Below are 15,945 nucleotides of genomic sequence, written 5' to 3' on the forward strand. Positions count from 1 at the left end.
TCACGCCTTCTCCCGCTGCTTCGCCCGCGCACGATAGGCGTGGAGCAGCGGCTCGGTATAGCCATTGGGCTGCGCCGTCCCCTCGAAGATCAGCGCCCGCGCCGCCTGCATCGCCAGATGGTCGGGATCGCCCGCCATCGGCCGGTAGAGCGGATCGCCCGCATTCTGCGCATCGACCGTCACCGCCATCCGCGCCAGCGCCGCCTCCACCTCGTCTGCCGTGACGACGCCGTGGAGCAGCCAGTTGGCGATATGCTGCGAGGAGATGCGCAGCGTCGCGCGATCCTCCATCAGCCCGACATCGTGGATGTCCGGCACCTTGGAACAGCCGACGCCCTGGTCGATCCAGCGCACGACATAGCCGAGCAGCCCCTGCGCATTATTGTCCAGTTCCTCGCGGATGTCGGCCGCGCTCCAGTTACGTCCGATGGCCAGCGGCGGGGTGAGCAGTGCATCCAGCTCCGGCACCGTGGCTAGCGCTTCCTCCGCCTGCCGCGCGGCGACGTCGATCCGGTGATAATGGGTCGCGTGGAGCGTCGCGGCGGTCGGGCTCGGTACCCAGGCGGTGGAGGCGCCGCTGGCGGGATGCGCGCCCTTCTGCGCCAGCATGTCCGCCATCCGGTCGGGCGCGGCCCACATGCCCTTGCCGATCTGCGCCCGCCCGCCGAGACCGCAGGCGAGGCCGATCCGCACGTTGCGCTGCTCATAGGCGGCGATCCAGCCGGCCTGTTTCATCTCCCCCTTGCGGACCATCGGCCCGGCCCGCATCGCGGTGTGGATCTCGTCCCCCGTCCGGTCGAGAAAGCCGGTGTTGATGAAGACGATCCGGTGCCGCACCGCATGGATGCAGGCGGCCAGATTGGCGGAGGTGCGCCGCTCCTCGTCCATCACGCCGACCTTGATCGTGTGCCGCGGCAGGGCGAGCAGATCCTCGACCGCATCGAACAGATCGTTCGTGAAGGCCGCCTCCTCCGGCCCGTGCATCTTCGGCTTGACGATATAGAGGCTCCCCGCCCGGCTGTTCGCGCGCGCGCCGTGGAGGTCGTGGAGCGCGATCAGGCTGGTGACGATCGCGTCGAGGATGCCCTCGGGCGCCTCCTCGCCACCGGGCAGGCGAAGAGCGGGCGTGGTCATCAGATGGCCGACATTGCGCACGAACATCAGGCTGCGCCCCGGCAGGCTGAAGGGCGTGCGGTCGGGCGCGACATACGCGCGGTCCGCGGCCAGCCGGCGGGTGATGGTGCGGCCGCCCTTCGCGAAGGTCTCGGTCAGGTCGCCCCGCATCAGCCCCAGCCAGTTGGCATAGGCGGCGACCTTGTCCGCCGCATCGACCGCCGCGACCGAGTCCTCCAGATCGGCGATCGTGGTCAGCGCCGCCTCCAGGACCACATCGGCAAGGCCCGCGGGGTCGTCGCGGCCGATCGGATGCGTGCGGTCGATCACCAGTTCGATATGCAGGCCATGGTGGCGCAGCAGCCAGGAGTCGCCCGCGCGGCCGGCGAGTTGCGAGGGGTCGGCGAGTGGCGGCTGGCCTCCGTCCCAGTCGCGCCAGCTTCCGGTCGCCAGCGGCACCACCGCGTCGAGAAAGCCGCGCGCCCAGGCGATCACCGCTCCTCCGCGCTCCGCGTCATAGCCCTCGGTTCGCGGCGCACCCGGCAGCGCATCGGTGCCGTAGAGCGCATCGTAGAGGCTCCCCCAGCGCGCATTGGCCGCATTGAGCAGGAAGCGCGCGTTGAGGATCGGCACGACCAGCTGCGGCCCCGCCAGCGTCGCGACCTCCGGGTCGACCCCATGCGTGTCGATCGCGAAGGGCGCGGGCGCGTCCACCAGATAGCCGATGCGGCGCAGGAACGCCTGATGCGCGTCGGCATCGAAGGGTCGTCCGCTCCGTACCGCGTACCAGCCGTCGATCGCCGCCTGCAACCGGTCGCGCTCGGCGAGCAGAGCGGCGTTGCGCGGGGCGAAGCGGGCGAAGATCGCGGCGGTGCCGGCCCAGAAGGCGGCGGGGTCGATCCCGGTTTCGGACAGCGCCCGCTCCTCGAGGAAGCGCGCCAACGGCGCCGCGACGAGAAGGTCGGCCCGGTCGGTCATGGCAGTCATCGCATCGCTCCTTCTTGCCTGCTCCACCCGTTAGCCAGACCTGCGTAAGACTCTCCCTATTCCGTCATCCCCGCGAAGGCGGGGATCCAGACGTACGGGGGGGTTCCGCATGACTCGCAAAGGTCAGAGAATATGGATCCCCGCCTGCGCGGGGATGACGGACAATCGTGCATCATTCTCGCTCTACAACCTGTAGCCGACCCGCGATCTCCGCACTAGAAGAACAACACGCACGACATTCGATCATCACAGGAACAGATGGACCCCGATATCCCCCTCTTCGTGGAGGTCCTCCGCGCCGGCAGCCTCAGCGCCGCCGCGCGGCATGTCGGCCTGTCGCCCGCCATGGTGTCGAAGCGGATCGCGCGGCTGGAGGCGCGGCTCGGGACGCGGCTGATCACCCGCACCACCCGCCGGCTGGAGCCGACGGCGGCGGGTGAGCAGTTCCATCGCGACGCCGCCGCGATCCTCGAAGCCCTCGCCGCCGCCGAAGCGCGGGTGGCGGGACGGCAGGCGTCGCCGGCGGGGCCGCTGCGGGTGAGCGCGCCGACCTCGTTCGGGCGGATGCACCTCGCGCCGCGGCTCAAGCCCTTTCTCGACGCGCATCCCGGCATCGCGCTCGAATTGAACCTCTCCGACGCCTTCACCGATCTGGTCGCCGAGCGCATCGATCTGGCGATCCGCATCACCGCCGCCGTCCCGCCCTCGCTGGTCGCGCACCGACTAGCCTCGAGCCGGCGCATCCTCTGCGCCGCACCCGCTTATCTGGAAGCGGTCGGCGCGCCCGCGGAGCTGGCGGACCTCAAACGCCACCGTCTGCTCGCCGCGACCGGGCAGCTGCCCTGGCGGCTGACCCGCCCCGGCGCTACGCGGCTGGTCGACGGACGCAGCCATGTCGTCACCAATTCCAGCGAGGTGGTGCGCGAACTGACCCTTGCGGGCGTCGGCGTCGCACTGCGTTCGCTGTGGGACGTCGCCGACGCGCTCGGCGACGGGCGGCTGGTCCGCCTGCTGCCCGACTGGCAGGGCTCGGCGGACGTCGGCGTCTACGCCGTTCACCCGCGCGGCGCGCCGGTGCCGGGCGTCGCCGCGCTAGTCGACTATCTGCGCGATCTCTGGGCGACGAGCCACTGGGCCTGACGCTAGCCCCGGAACGGCAGCGTCGGCAGGCCCTTCACCCCCGGCTCCACCTCGAACAGCGCGCCCGCATCCGGCTCGTCGTCGCGCCCGTCCGCGGCCGAGGTGACGAACATCCGGTCGAGCTCCGGCCCGGCAAAGGTGCAGCTGGTGATCTGAGAGGCGGGCATGGCGATGAAGCTGATCCGCTTGCCCGCCGGATCGAAGCGGCTGAGCTGCCCCGTCCCCCAATGGCCGACCCACAGACAGCCCTCCGCGTCGAAGGTCATGCCGTCGGGGCTGCCCCAGTCATCCTCGAAGCGGATGAATTCGGTGCGCGGCGACAGGCTGCCATCGTCGTGGATCGTGTAGCGATAGATGGTGCCCCGCGCCGTGTCGGTATGGAGCATGGTACGGCCGTCCGCCGCGATCGCCGGGCCGTTGGGAATGCAATAGGGGGCGTCCACCTTGGTCCAGCTGAGATCGGTGTCGAGCCGGTAGAAGGCGCCGACATCTCCCTCGCACGAATAGGGCATGGTGCCCGCCCAGATGCGGCCCGTCGGATCGGCCTTGGCATCGTTCATCCGGTTGAGCGGCAGGTCGGGCTCGGGATCGGCGATCGGGCGGATCGCGAAGGGGTCGAGGTCCAGCTCGACGAAGCCGGTGTCGAAGCCCGCGATGAAACCGGGACGATCGGCCCGCTCGACCACCCAGCCGATATTGCGCGGCATGTCCCATCCGGTAACCGCGCCATCGGCGAGCGACAGGCGGTTGAGCCGCTTGCCGAGGATGTCGACCCAGAAGACGGCGTTCTCGCGCGCCGACCAGCTCGGCCCCTCGCCCAGAACCGACCGGCCGCTGCCGGGCACCTTGATCGCGGTCATCCTCTCCATCCTCCCTCGGGGGTCACGTGCGACCCGCGTCATAGCCCGGCGGGAGGGAAAGCAAATACTCTTGTCCGACCATTGGCGGGATGAGGGGCATCGGTGGACGCTTTGGAGACGCTCGATCTTGCATCTCTTCCGTCATTCCCGCGAAGGCGGAAATCCATATTCTCCGACGTTGGCGAGTGATGCGGCAGGCTCCCGCGCGTCTGGATCCCCGCCTGCGCGGAGATGACGGCGTGTGGGAGAGGTCATCGGCCCTTGCAGACGCCCCGCAAAGGCCGGATCGGCGCACCCTGTTCGGGGCGCCCCGTCAGCGGGTCCGCCAGGCCTGCACGGCGGCAAAGACGCAGAGCACCATCAGCACCAGCAGCGCGCTCTGCAATTCCAGCCAGTCGAGATCGAGGTCGAACTTCCATTCCACGGCGCACACTCCCTGTCGTCAGAGGGAGGATGTAGCGGCGCCGTTTTGCCGCAGCGCAGCGGATTCGTGACAAAGTGTTTCCGGCAGCGGCAGCGTCACGGTGGCGACCAGGCCCCCCTCCGCCCGGTTGGACAGCGCCACCCGCCCGCCTTCCGCCGCCACCGCGCGGCGGACGATCGACAGGCCGAGACCGAAGCCGGTGGTATCGCGTCCGCGCGCGGGGTCCAGCCGGACGAAGGGATCGAAGACCGTCTCCAGCGCTTCCTCCGGGATGCCCGGACCGTCGTCGACGATGCGGATGACGATGCCCGCCGCCTCGCGCGCCAGGGTGATCTCCAGCCGGTCGCCATAGTGCAGCGCGTTTTCGACCAGATTGACCAGCGCGCGCTTGAACGCGACCGGGCGCACCCGCGCGTCGCAATGTTCGGGCCCGCGATAGGCCGCGATCCGTCCGCGATCCTCGGCATCGTCGGCCAGCGTCGCGCACAGCACCGCGAGATCGACCAGCTTGGGCGCCTCCCCCTCGCCGCCGCGCAGGAAGGCGAGAAGCGAGCCGACCATCACCTCCATTTCGGCCACCTCGGCGCGGATCTGGTCGCGCACCTCCGCCTCCTCGACCGCCTCGACGCGCAGCAAGAGCCGCGCGAGCGGAGTCCGCAGATCGTGGCCGACCGCGGCGAGCGCGCGGGTGCGCTCGTCGATCAGCCGAACGATGCGGCTCTGCATCCGGTTGAACGAGCGGGTCAGGCGCAGCACCTCGCCCGTCCCCCGCTCCGGCACCGGCTCGGGATGCGCGCGCCCGATCCGCTCGGCCGCGTCGGTCAGCTCGCGCAGGGGGCGGAGGGTGCGGCGGATCAGCAGCACGCCGATCGCGGTCAGCGCCAGCGCCGGCACCAGCGCGATCAGCATCCGCCCGATCGCGAGGTCGATCGTCCGCAGCGCCTCGCGCGTGCTGAAGCGCATCCAGCTGCCGTCGGTCAGCCGGATATGCCCCGCGATCACCGAGCGCCGCCCGGGCGAGGCGAAGCGCAGCCTGAGCCCCGATCCTTCCAGCGACGGCTCCCAGGCGACGATCTGGTCGCGCATCCCGTCCAGCGCCGGCGCGACCGGCGGCAGCAGCGGCGGTTCGGGCGACCAGCGGACGATATAGCGGTCGGTGGTCAACTCGTCGGCGATCGCCGGTCGTTCGGGCGGGCTATGCTCCTCCAGCACCCGCAACGCGACGACCAGATGCTCGGCCAGCCGCCGCGCCTCGTCGTCGCGCACGGCAAAGGCCCCGGCGCGCTCGTAGAGGAGCGTGCTGATACCGAACTCGATCGCGCTGGTGATGAGGAGGATGCCGGCGATCTGGCCGAGCAGGCTGGTCGGGAAATGCAGCCGCCGCCGCAGCCGCCCGCGCAGGTGGAGCGGCGTCACGCGCGCTCGACGGGGACGTTGAGCATATAGCCCACCCCCCGCACGGTGACGATCGGCGCGGCATGGCCGCTCCCAGACAGTTTCCGGCGCAGCCGGCTAACCAGCACGTCGACGCTGCGATCCGAGGCGTCGCCGATCCGCGCGCGCGACGCCTCGATCAGCCGCTCGCGCGCGATCACGCGCTGGGCATTGTCGAGAAAGGCGACGAGCAGGTCGAACTCCGCCCCCGTCAGCTCGACCACCGCACCGCTGGGCGAGGTCAGCTCGCGCCGCGGCAGGCTGGCGGTCCAGCCGTCGAACCGGCGCAGCCCCGCCTCGCGGCTTTCCGCCATCAGGTCGCCCGAGCTGCGGCGCAGGACGGCGCGGATGCGGGCGATCAGCTCGTGCGTGCCGAAGGGCTTGGCGAGATAATCGTCCGCGCCCAGCTCCAGCCCGACCACACGGTCGGTCTCGCTGCCGCGCGCGCTGACGAAGATGATCGGCACCTGGCTCTTCTGCCGCACCTGGCGGCACAGATCGATGCCGCTGGTGCCGGGCAGCATGATGTCGAGCAGGATCAGATCGACTCCGCCCGCCTCCAGCCCCTGCCACATTTCCGGCGCGGCGCTGGCGAGGCGCACGGCGAAACCGTTCTGCTGGAGCGTGCGCGCGGTCAGCGTGCGCAGCGCGGGATCGTCTTCGACGACAAGAATCGTGGGGGCGGTCATCCGTCTCGCGCGGCTGTGTCGGGAAGGAGACGGTAGCTAGGGAGAGTGGGCGGCGGGGTCAACGCGGGGGGTGGGGGCGGCTGTGCGTGCCTCCTTCCAAGCGTCGCGCGTCATCCCGGCGAAGGCTGCGATCTTCTGCTTGGTTGGCCGGGGGCCACCACGGGGAGATCCCAGCCTTCGCTGGGATGACGGCATCGATTACCCGACCGGAATGTTCCACGTGGAACATTCCGCGAACACCCCCCGCGCCTCAGGCCCCCTTCGGCGCGGCGACCCGACCGCTGCGTTCCAGCTTGCCCCAGCCGACCACCCAGCCGCCGATCGCCGAGGCGATCGCGCGCAGGACGACCCAGTACATGATCTGGCGATAGACCAGCCGCTGCGCGACGAGCAGATGCGCCGGGTAGCGGACGCGGTGGCCGTCGAAGCGATAGGCGAACCAGCCGCAGATCACGTCGATCGCGGTGAAGGCGAGCCAATAGACCGCCATCAGCCCGACATCGCCGCGCGTCTGCGCCCAGCCATGCTGCGCCACCCGCGTCGCGGTGCCGATGATCGACAGGACCAGCGCCAGATCGATCAGCGGCGAGATCGCGGCGAAGACGATCTGGAACAGCCAGGCCTGCGGCATGCCGACCAGCGCCAGGCCCGAGGGCTTGCGGGTGCGCAGCACGCCACGATGCTTCCACAGGCATTGCAGCGTGCCGAACGCCCAGCGATAGCGCTGCTTGGCCAGCGCCTTGAAGCTCTCGGGCGCCTCGGTCCAGGCGGTCGCGCGCGGATCATAGGTGACGCGCCAGCCGGCGCGCTGGATCGCGATCGTCAGATCCTGATCCTCGGCCAGCGTATCCTCCGGATAGCCGCCGACCTGATCGAGCGCGGCACGCCGCCATGCGCCGACCGCGCCGGGCACCACCGTCATCGCGTCGAAGCCGGCCAGCGCGCGCCGCTCCAGATTCTGGGCGGTGATATATTCGACCGCCTGCCAGCGGGTGACGAGGTTCACGCGATTGCCGACCCGCGCATCGCCCGCCACCGCGCCGATCCGGGGATCGGCGAACCAGCGGGACAGCCGCCGGATCGTCTCCGGCTCGAACTGGGTATCGGCGTCGAGCGCGATGATCACCTCGCCCGTCGCCTCCTGGAGCGCGCGGTTGAGCGCCGCCGCCTTGCCGCCGTTGATCAGGGTCAGCAGCGTCACGCGCGGATCGGCCGCGAACGCCTCGCGCACGATCGCGCTCGTGCGGTCGGCCGAACCGTCGTCGGCGACGATCACCTGCAGCGCCGGATAGTCGCTCGCCAGGACGCGGGCGACCGAGACGGCGATCACCCGCTCCTCGTTATAGGCGGGGATGATCACCGAGACGCTGGGCGTATGGACCGGCGGTTCCGGCCGGCGACGGCGGTTCTGCCACCAGGCGAGCGCCGCCATCAGCACCGCCCGCGCGATGCCGAGCGCGATCGCGACATAGAAGAGCCAGGTGACGATCATCACGAAGGTCGCCACCATGACGAAGGCGGCGACGTCGATCCGCACCGCCAGCAGGTCGCTGCCGGTCACCGGCGGCATGGCGACGTCGCGCGGCACGCCGATCAGCTGCGAGGCGGTGACGAACTGATAGCCTTCCGCCCTCAGGGCCGCGATGATCCGCGGCAGCGCCGCCACCGTCTCCGCCCGGTCGCCGCCGCCGTCATGGAGCAGGATGACGTTGCCCGAATTGTCGGGGGTGGCATTGTGCACCTGGTCGAGCGTCTGCTGCACGATCGAATCGGCACCCGGCCGCTGCCAGTCGTTCGGATCGACGTGCAGGCCGACGACCGTATAGCCCAGCCGCTGCGCGGTCAGCGCGGGCAGCAGTTCGTCGTCGGTGGTCGGCTCCGCGTCGCCGAAATAGGGCGCGCGGAACAGGGTCATGCGGCGGCCCGTATAGGCCTCCACCATGCGCTGGGTCGCGTTCAGCTCCAGCTCGGTCGCGCCGGCCGAGCTGTTGGCGAGATTGGGGTGGGTATAGGTGTGGTTGCCGAGTTCGCTGCCGCCCGCGACGATGCGGTTGAGGATCTGCGGATGCTCGAGCGCATTGCCGCCGATCACGAAGAAGGTGGCGGGGACATGCGCCGCCTCCAGCACGTCGAGGATGCGCGGGGTCCAGGTGCCGTCGGGCCCGTCGTCGAAGGTCAATGCGATCTTCTTGGGATCGGCCGCGCCGGCGCGATGCACGACATAGGGGGTCGGCAGCGCCGCGTAGCGCTCGGCCCGGGTCAGCCCCTGCTTGTCGAAGCTGATGCGCCGCTGGCCGTCGACGGGGGTGGCGGTGATCCGGAGCAGCTCGCCATTGCCCTCCACATCGGTGTTGAGCTGGGTGTGGACGGTCGAGAGGTCTGGCAGGCCGCCGGTGCGATAGGCGCCGAGCGCGGTCCAGAAGCCGCCATCCTCGCTGCCCAGCCGCCACAAGGCGACGCCGCCGATGCCGAAGCGGCGCAGCGCGGCGAGCTGGTTCCAGCTGGTCGCCGCGTCGAGCATCCAGATCGTATGGTGCTGGCCATTCTCCTCATAGGCGAAGCCCGCATTGCCGCTGGCGGGATCGAAACTGACCTGCGCGCTGCTGTCGTGCGCGGCCAGCCACGCCTCCTCGACGGTCAGCGCGTCGGTATCGTCGCCGTGCCAGTCATAGGCGTAGCTGCCCAGCGCCACGACCAGCTTGTCGCGGCCGACGCGGCGGATCGCGTCCGCCACCTGATGGACGAACCAGTCTTGCGCCGCGATCGGGCCCGGCTCGCCGCCCTCCCAATGCTGGTCATAGGCCATGAAGATCAGCCGGTCCGACGCCGCCGCGATCGGGCCGAGCGGCCAGCGCTCGTCATCGGCCGGTGCGGTCACCGCGATCTGCGAACCCGCCGGCAGCTCGGCGCGGAGCAGGTGGAGGAAGGCGATATAGGGCCGCATGGCGGAGGCGGGCAGCGCCTCGAAGTCCATCACCACGCCGGCCGCACGCTGCTGGCGCACCATCGCGCCGAGCTGCTGCGCGAAGCCGCGCGCGGCGACCCGGTCGGACAGCAGCTGGGCCGCGCCGGTCCCGTCCCATTCGGCCTGGCCGAAATTCTGGACCATCGGCAGGATGCGCGGCGGCGCCTTCATAGCCGCGATCATCCGGGTGAAGCGCGGGTCGCTGTCGACCTGTACCTTGTGGTCCGGGCCGGCGACGCTGACGGTCGCGGGCACCACCCAGTCGAGCGAGGCGATGTGCCGGCGCAGCGAGGCTATGCTGGCGTCGTTGCCGGGCAGGTAGAAGCCGATCGACAGGGGCGCGTGCAGCCCGCTGACCGCGGGCGCCTTGTGCGGCAGCCAGGCGTTGAGGCCATGCCGGCGCGGCGGGATGCCGCGCAGCGCCGCCGCCCTGGGCTGGGAGATGGGCAGCACCAGGTCGCGACCGCGCGGGACATGGATCACCGTCGTCGCAAACGCGATGGCGGCGAGCACGATCAGCCCGATCGCCACGGCCACCGCGCGCTTGGACCAGCGCCCGCGCCGCCCGGTGGGATCGAAGAAAATCGGTGCCTTCATTGTGCCGTACCGCCCGTCATCACCCGCCCGCCCTAGGCCCGGGGCGATAAGCGGGCGCTGTTCGGTCGATTAAACTTTTGTCATTCCCCGCGCCACCTTGGGCCTGCGGATCAGCGCAAAAGTCCCGGATCGATCGCCTGCAGCGACTGAACGATGGCGGCGATCAGCCGGTCGTCGTCATGCTTCAGATAGTGGCCGCCGGGCAGCGCGATCACCCGGGCCGGGGTGCCGGCCAGATGCGGACACAGGCTGTCCTTCTCCTCCTGTCCCTGGACGCAGACGACCGGCGCATAGCGCAGCGCGCGCATGCCCTCGGCCGGCTCCGCATCGGGCTTGCCGCGATAGGAGAAGCCGAGCGGGTCGGCGCGGAAGAAGGCGGTCTCGCCCGGCACCACCACGACGATCGCCGCGATGTGGCGGCGCAGATCCTCGGGCAGGTCGGGCGCGGCAACCGAGACCATGTCGGCGCCGTAGGACTGGCCCATCAGGATGATCCTGTCGGCGCCGGTCGTGTCAATCGCGCGGCGGATCGCGGCGGCGACGATCGCATCCACCTCCGCCCGGGTGCGCCGCGTGCCGAAGGCGGCGGGCGAACTCACTGCGAGGAGCGGCAGTCCGCGTGCGGCCAGCGCATGGGTGACGGGCTTGCCCATGCCGAACTTCAGCCCGGCATCGCCCGACACGAAGACCGCGGCGACGCCCTTGTGCGCGGCGTCGCCCGCGCTGAGCATCTGGAAGGCATTGCCGGCGATCACCGCGGGCACGCCGATCGCGGCGGTCATCGCCAGCGCGGCGAGCATCGGCAGCGCCATCGCCAGCATCTGCCAGCGGCGGGGCCAGGGCCGGCGCGGGGCGGCCGAACGCGGCCGGCGGTCGAACCCGGCGAACGGGATATTGGGGGCGAGCGACGCCATCAGAGCACCATCGCCAGCGTCTGCCGGGCCGGCGGGACGGGCCGTTCGGTCGGTGAGGGTGCGACGGGCCGTCCCTCGCGCGCGGGCCGCGCCCGCCCCCCGATGAGGCGCGACAGGTCGTGCAAGGCAGCGATCAGCCCCAGGCCGCGCGGCCCGGCGATATAGCGAGGTTCCCACACGGGCGCATATTTCTCCTTATAGGTGCGCAGGCCCTTGAAGCCGTAGATGCGCTCGCCGTTGCGAAAGACGAAGGCGCTGATCCGCGCCCAGGCAGGAGCCAGCCGGCGGTCGTCGATCCCCGAAAGCGGCGCCATGCCGAGCGAGAAGCGGCGATAGCCCCGCTCCTTCGCCCAGAGCATGACGCTGGTGAACAGGAAGTCCATCGTGCCCGGCGGCGTATCGGCGCGGTAGCGCATCAGGTCGACCGAGGCCTCGCGCCGGTTGGCGGTGAGCCACAGATTGGCGAAGGCGACGATCCGCTCGCCGACGGTGACGATCGCGACGTCGAATTGGCGGATATAGTCGCGGTCGAACCGGCCGAGGCTGAACCGCTTCTCGCTCGCGCCCTTGTCGGCCATCCACGCGTTCGAGATCGCCTCCAGCTCGTCGAGGATCACCGGCACCGCGTCGGCGGGGACGATGCGGAAGGCCGCACCCTTGTTGCGCGCGGCGTGCGAGGCGCGGCGGACGGCGCGCAGGCGCGGCGTGTCGAGCGTGAAGCCGGTCAGGTCGACGATCGCCTCCTCGCCGAACTTGATGATCTGCCGCCCCATGCCGATCGCCAGGTCGAGCGCGGCCGACGACATCTCGTAGAGCATCAGCCGCCCCTGCGCGCGGTCGGCCATCTCGCGCAGCCGCCACAGCAGTTCGGGCCAGGCCTCGCGCGGGCCCACCGGATCGCCCATCACGATCCAGCTCGCCCCGGCGATCTGGTACATGACGAACGCCTCGCCGCCTTCGGACCAGAGGAAGCGCTTGTCGCCGGTCAGCGCCAGCATCGCGTCGGTGCGGTCGGCATGGGCGAGCGCGGCCGCCAGCGCCTCGGGCGTCGTCACCGGGCAGACCGTCGCGGCCGGCTGGCGCGCGGGTGCGAACAGCCGCCAGGCGACGAGCGCGATCAGGGCGACGACGGTGGCGAGCATCGCGCGCAGGAAGCGCGGCGCATCGTCCTGCGCGCCGAAATTGAGCCATAGCGCGTCGGAATAGGGCACCCGGCGGAAGGCGAAGAAGCCCGCCCAGCATACCCCGCCCAGCACCAGCCCGACACAGACGACCCAGGCGGCGGAGATCGGCGTCTGGGTCAGCGCGGTGCGGCGGTAGAAGGCGCCGCGCGTCCAGTGGAGCAGCAGCGCGACGGTAAGGCAGACGATCGCCTCCTCGTAATCGATGCCCTTGGCGATCGAGAAGGCCGCGCCCGCGACCAGCAGCACGCGCGCGGCGATGTTCGCCCCGTCGAGCCGGCGATAGAGGCCCGGCGCGACCGACAGCAGCCCCGCGCCGACCAGACTGGCGGCGATATGGCTCGCCTCGATGAAGGGGAGCGGCAGGATCGCGTCGAGCATGCCCATGCGCCCGCGCAGCGCCGGCAGGGCGCCCGACAGGAGCAGCACCGCGCCGCCGCCGAAGGTCGCGGCGGCGAGCGCGAGCGGGGCGATGCTGGCGACCACCGGTCGCGCCCCGGCCAGCAAGCGCCCGGCCGCACGCTGGCGCCGCCCCTCGCTGAGCGCGAGGAGCAGGATGCCGAGCGCGAGGGGGAGGACGTAATAGATGACGCGATAGGCGACGAGCGCGGCGAGCAGCGTCGTGCGGTCGCCCGGCAGCACCGCCATCACCACCGCCTCGAACACCCCCACCCCGCCGGGGACATGGGTGATGACCGTCGCGACGATGCCGAGCGCATAGGCGAGGATGAAGGCGGGAAGCAGCGCCGGATCGGTGCCCGGGATCAGCACGAACAGCGCGGCGCTGGCACAGGCGAGGTCGACGACCGAGATGCCGAGCTGCGCGATCGCATGGCGCGGCCGCGGCAGCGGGATGGTGAAGCCGAACAGGCGGATCGGCTTCGTCACCACCGCGGTGGCGCCGAGCGCCGCCAGCGTCGTGGCGACGATCGCGACCCCGGCGATCCAGACGGCGTCCTCTCCCAGCGTCAGCCCCGGCAGGACCAGCGCGCCGGGATGCGCGAGCAGCGCGACCCCGGCGACGGCGATCACGCCGATCCAGAAGGTCGCTCCGGCGATACCGATCACCCGGGCGATGTCGGGCCCGTCGAGCCCCGCGGCGGTATAGACGCGGTAGCGTGCCGATCCGCCGGTGATGAGGCCGATGCCCAGATTGTGGCTGAGCGTGTAGCTGGAGAAGGAGGCGAGCGCGGCGGTGCGCCAGGGCAGCGGCCGGCCGATCACCCGCAGCGCCAGCACGTCGTAGATGGTCAGCGCCAGATAGCTCGCGGCGGTGAAGCCGAGTGCCAGCGCCAGCCGGCCGCCGGACAGGGCATGCATCGCCGCGCGCAGATCGGCGAAATGGACCTCGCGGGTCAGCGCGTCGAGCGCGGCGAAGCCCAGGCCGGCGAGCAGCAGCGCGACGCCGACCGCGATCGTCCGTCGATGCCGCGCGACCAGCCCGGGCAGGTCAGCCACGGGGCAGCTCCTCCACCCGGTTCCAGTGCTGCGACTTGCAGATGATGCCGCCCAGGATGCAGCCCTCTACCCGGATCTGGTTGGGGGTGACCTGCTCGATCTCCGACGAGAAGCGGCGGTGCATGTCGGGGACGAACAGCGTCCCCTTCCACGTCCCCTTGCCGCTCGGCCTGTAGTTCTCGAGCAGCATGGTGCCGACCAGCTTCTCGGTCCCGCCCTCGTGCGCGTCGGTCTGCGCCTCGCCGTTCGCCCAGGCGACCCAGCCGCACACCGCCTCGCCCCCGCACGGGCCGGTGCGCACCACCACGCTGTGCCGCGGATTCATCCACAGGCCCTCGACCCCGCCCGGCTGCGCCGCGGCGAGGGTCGGCACGGCGAGCGCGACGATCGATAGGATGACCGCCGGCCATTTCCTCGGTCCACGCGGCGCGACATGGCGCATGACGGGCGTATCTCCTCGCTGCATCGCGACCGCCGCTAAAGGGGGCGGACTTGCGACCGGCTCGCCGATGCATGAATATTGCTTCATGTTAATGTCAGCCGGCCGCGGGGCGGTCGATGAAGGCGCGCAGCAGCGTCGCGGCGACGAGCGGGCTGTCATAGTGGAGGAAGTGGTCGCCCGGCAGCGTCAGCGCGCGGACATTGGCCTGGTGCCAGAGCGGGCAGAGGCTCCCCGCCTCGTCGCGACCCCGGACGCAGATCACCGGGACGTCGGCCACCGCGCGCGCATAGGGCAGCGCCGGCCCGTCTCCCCACCAGGACATCAGCCCGCCGGGCGTCGCGCGGAGCAGCATCGTGTCCTCGGGCACCAGCAGCTGGACCATCGATACCTTGGCCCGCAGCGCGGGCGGCAGCCGCGGCTCGCCGAGCAGGATCACGTTCGCGCCGAAGGACTGGCCGACGAGCAGCACGTGCCGCACCCCCGGCAGCGCCGCCGCGCGCGCCACCGCCTGCGCGACCAGCGCGGCGGCCTCGTCTGGGCTGCGGCGGCGGGCGAAGGCGGTCAGCGAATTGACCCCGACAACCGGGATCCCCTGCTGCGCCAGCCGCCGCGCGATCGCCGGGCCCATGCCCGTGGTGAAGCCCATGTCGCCGGAGAAGAAGACCGCCGCCGTGCCCGATTCGGCGGCCGGCGCGGGGGCGGTGGCGGGCACTTCGGTGAACACCGGCCCGCCCCAATAGCCGAGCCGCCCCGCATACAGGGCCAGTCCGACGAACAGGGCGACGAGCAGCGCCGGCACGATCCGCCCCGTCCACCGCTTGCGCCCGACGGGACGCAATGAGCGCAGTCGCGCTCCAGCGGGAAGGATCCGGTCGACCATGGCACCGCTATGGCGCCCGCGACTCTGCCGCGCGCTGACGGAAAGATGACCGATCGGTAATGGTTTAGGCGCGCGCTCCCGAACGGAGGCGGAGCGTCGTGCCGCGCCGATTGCCCTCCCCCTCCGGCTCCGCCATGATCGGCCCTCCGTTCGAGGAGCCCCGTGTTTTGACCAAGATCCTGCTGGTCGAGGATGATCGAGCCACTGCCGACTTCATCGCCAAGAGCCTGTCGGAGGAGGGATTCGTCGTCGATCGCGCCGATAATGGCCGCGACGGGCTGTTCCACGCGACCGACGGGAGTTACGACTGCATCGTGCTCGACCGGATGCTGCCGGGGATCGACGGCATGGGCGTGCTGGCCGGGATGCGGGGCGCGGGGATCACGACCCCCGTCATCGTCCTGTCGGCGCTCGGTTCCGCGGAGGACCGGGTCAAGGGTCTGACCAGCGGCTCCGACGACTATCTGACCAAGCCCTTCGCCTTCGCCGAGCTGCTCGCGCGCATCCGCCTGCTGATCCGCCGCCACGAGGGCGCGACGGGCGCGGCGCCGCAGACGGTGCTGCGCTGCGACGACCTCGAAATGGATCTGCTCGCCCGCCGCGTGAAGCGCGCCGGCCAGGTCGTCGACCTGCAGCCGCGCGAGTTCCGGCTGCTCGAATTCCTGCTGCGCCATGCCGAACAGGTCGTCACCCGCACCATGTTGCTCGAAGGCGTGTGGGACTATCATTTCGACCCGGGCACCAATGTGATCGACGTCCATCTCAGCCGCCTGCGCAAGAAGGTGGACGAGGGCTTCGCACGCCCGCTGCTCCACACCGTACGCGGGGTCGGATACCGGCTCGGCATCGGCGGCTGAGGCC

11 protein-coding genes are annotated in these 15,945 nt (G+C 71.0%); 2 read left to right on the top strand and 9 right to left on the bottom strand.

Going from position 1 to position 15,945, the window contains the following annotated elements:
- Positions 1–2,091, bottom strand: coding sequence for a malate synthase G (locus IEX18_RS04845; protein WP_373284525.1), 2,091 nt, complete (start codon positions 2,089–2,091; stop codon positions 1–3).
- A 267-nt stretch (positions 2,092–2,358) separates the two neighbouring features.
- Here IEX18_RS04845 and IEX18_RS04850 point away from each other — a divergent pair, with 267 nt between their 5' ends.
- Positions 2,359–3,240 (top strand): LysR family transcriptional regulator, encoded by an 882-nt coding sequence (locus IEX18_RS04850; RefSeq protein ID WP_188657545.1) that lies wholly within the window; start codon positions 2,359–2,361, stop codon positions 3,238–3,240.
- A 2-nt stretch (positions 3,241–3,242) separates the two neighbouring features.
- Here IEX18_RS04850 and IEX18_RS04855 read toward each other — a convergent pair whose 3' ends face one another.
- The 8 genes from IEX18_RS04855 to IEX18_RS04890 form a co-directional block, all read right to left on the bottom strand.
- Positions 3,243–4,100 (bottom strand): SMP-30/gluconolactonase/LRE family protein, encoded by an 858-nt coding sequence (locus IEX18_RS04855; protein WP_188657546.1) that lies wholly within the window; start codon positions 4,098–4,100, stop codon positions 3,243–3,245.
- A gap of 442 nt (positions 4,101–4,542) precedes the next feature.
- On the bottom strand, positions 4,543–5,940 hold the full coding sequence (locus IEX18_RS04860; protein ID WP_229664363.1) for an ATP-binding protein: 1,398 nt from the start codon (positions 5,938–5,940) through the stop codon (positions 4,543–4,545).
- Complete coding sequence (locus tag IEX18_RS04865) at positions 5,937–6,647, bottom strand: response regulator transcription factor (RefSeq protein WP_188657547.1); 711 nt, start codon at positions 6,645–6,647, stop codon at positions 5,937–5,939. Before IEX18_RS04865 ends, IEX18_RS04860 begins: the two co-directional genes overlap by 4 nt.
- Before the next feature lie 250 nt (positions 6,648–6,897).
- On the bottom strand, positions 6,898–10,209 hold the full coding sequence (locus IEX18_RS04870; RefSeq protein WP_188657548.1) for a trifunctional glycoside hydrolase family 18/polysaccharide deacetylase/glycosyltransferase family 2 protein: 3,312 nt from the start codon (positions 10,207–10,209) through the stop codon (positions 6,898–6,900).
- Between the two features lie 110 nt (positions 10,210–10,319).
- A complete protein-coding gene (locus tag IEX18_RS04875; RefSeq protein ID WP_229664364.1) occupies positions 10,320–11,123 on the bottom strand; it encodes an AcvB/VirJ family lysyl-phosphatidylglycerol hydrolase in 804 nt (267 codons plus the stop codon).
- Complete coding sequence (mprF, locus tag IEX18_RS04880; protein WP_188657549.1) at positions 11,123–13,762, bottom strand: bifunctional lysylphosphatidylglycerol flippase/synthetase MprF; 2,640 nt, start codon at positions 13,760–13,762, stop codon at positions 11,123–11,125. Before mprF ends, IEX18_RS04875 begins: the two co-directional genes overlap by 1 nt.
- Positions 13,755–14,204 (bottom strand): DUF2147 domain-containing protein, encoded by a 450-nt coding sequence (locus tag IEX18_RS04885; RefSeq protein ID WP_188657550.1) that lies wholly within the window; start codon positions 14,202–14,204, stop codon positions 13,755–13,757. The genes mprF and IEX18_RS04885 overlap by 8 nt, the downstream gene beginning before the upstream one ends.
- A 94-nt stretch (positions 14,205–14,298) precedes the next feature.
- Positions 14,299–15,084: an AcvB/VirJ family lysyl-phosphatidylglycerol hydrolase gene (locus tag IEX18_RS04890; protein WP_188657551.1), complete on the bottom strand. Its 786-nt coding sequence runs from the start codon at positions 15,082–15,084 to the stop codon at positions 14,299–14,301.
- Positions 15,085–15,218: 134 nt separating this feature from the next.
- On the opposite strand from IEX18_RS04890, the gene IEX18_RS04895 reads away from it, so the two are divergent.
- Positions 15,219–15,941 carry a winged helix-turn-helix domain-containing protein gene (locus tag IEX18_RS04895; protein ID WP_188657552.1) on the top strand — a complete coding sequence of 241 codons (723 nt, stop codon included), beginning with the start codon at positions 15,219–15,221 and terminating at the stop codon, positions 15,939–15,941.
- Positions 15,942–15,945: the final 4 nt, after the last annotated feature.

Origin of the sequence: Sphingomonas metalli, from assembly GCF_014641735.1 — a bacterium.
Classification (GTDB): Bacteria; Pseudomonadota; Alphaproteobacteria; order Sphingomonadales; family Sphingomonadaceae; genus Sphingomonas; species Sphingomonas metalli.

What these genes read in the sequence shown, in the direction of transcription:
- IEX18_RS04875 (WP_229664364.1), bottom strand. Translation starts at nt 11,123, where the DNA reads ATGGCGTCGCTCGCCCCCAATATCCCGTTCGCCGGGTTCGACCGCCGG.
- IEX18_RS04855 (WP_188657546.1), bottom strand. Translation starts at nt 4,100, where the DNA reads ATGACCGCGATCAAGGTGCCCGGCAGCGGCCGGTCGGTTCTGGGCGAG.
- IEX18_RS04845 (WP_373284525.1), bottom strand. Translation starts at nt 2,091, where the DNA reads ATGACCGACCGGGCCGACCTTCTCGTCGCGGCGCCGTTGGCGCGCTTC.
- IEX18_RS04865 (WP_188657547.1), bottom strand. Translation starts at nt 6,647, where the DNA reads ATGACCGCCCCCACGATTCTTGTCGTCGAAGACGATCCCGCGCTGCGC.
- IEX18_RS04890 (WP_188657551.1), bottom strand. Translation starts at nt 15,084, where the DNA reads ATGGTCGACCGGATCCTTCCCGCTGGAGCGCGACTGCGCTCATTGCGT.
- IEX18_RS04870 (WP_188657548.1), bottom strand. Translation starts at nt 10,209, where the DNA reads ATGAAGGCACCGATTTTCTTCGATCCCACCGGGCGGCGCGGGCGCTGG.
- IEX18_RS04850 (WP_188657545.1), top strand. Translation starts at nt 2,359, where the DNA reads ATGGACCCCGATATCCCCCTCTTCGTGGAGGTCCTCCGCGCCGGCAGC.
- IEX18_RS04895 (WP_188657552.1), top strand. Translation starts at nt 15,219, where the DNA reads ATGATCGGCCCTCCGTTCGAGGAGCCCCGTGTTTTGACCAAGATCCTG.
- IEX18_RS04885 (WP_188657550.1), bottom strand. Translation starts at nt 14,204, where the DNA reads ATGCGCCATGTCGCGCCGCGTGGACCGAGGAAATGGCCGGCGGTCATC.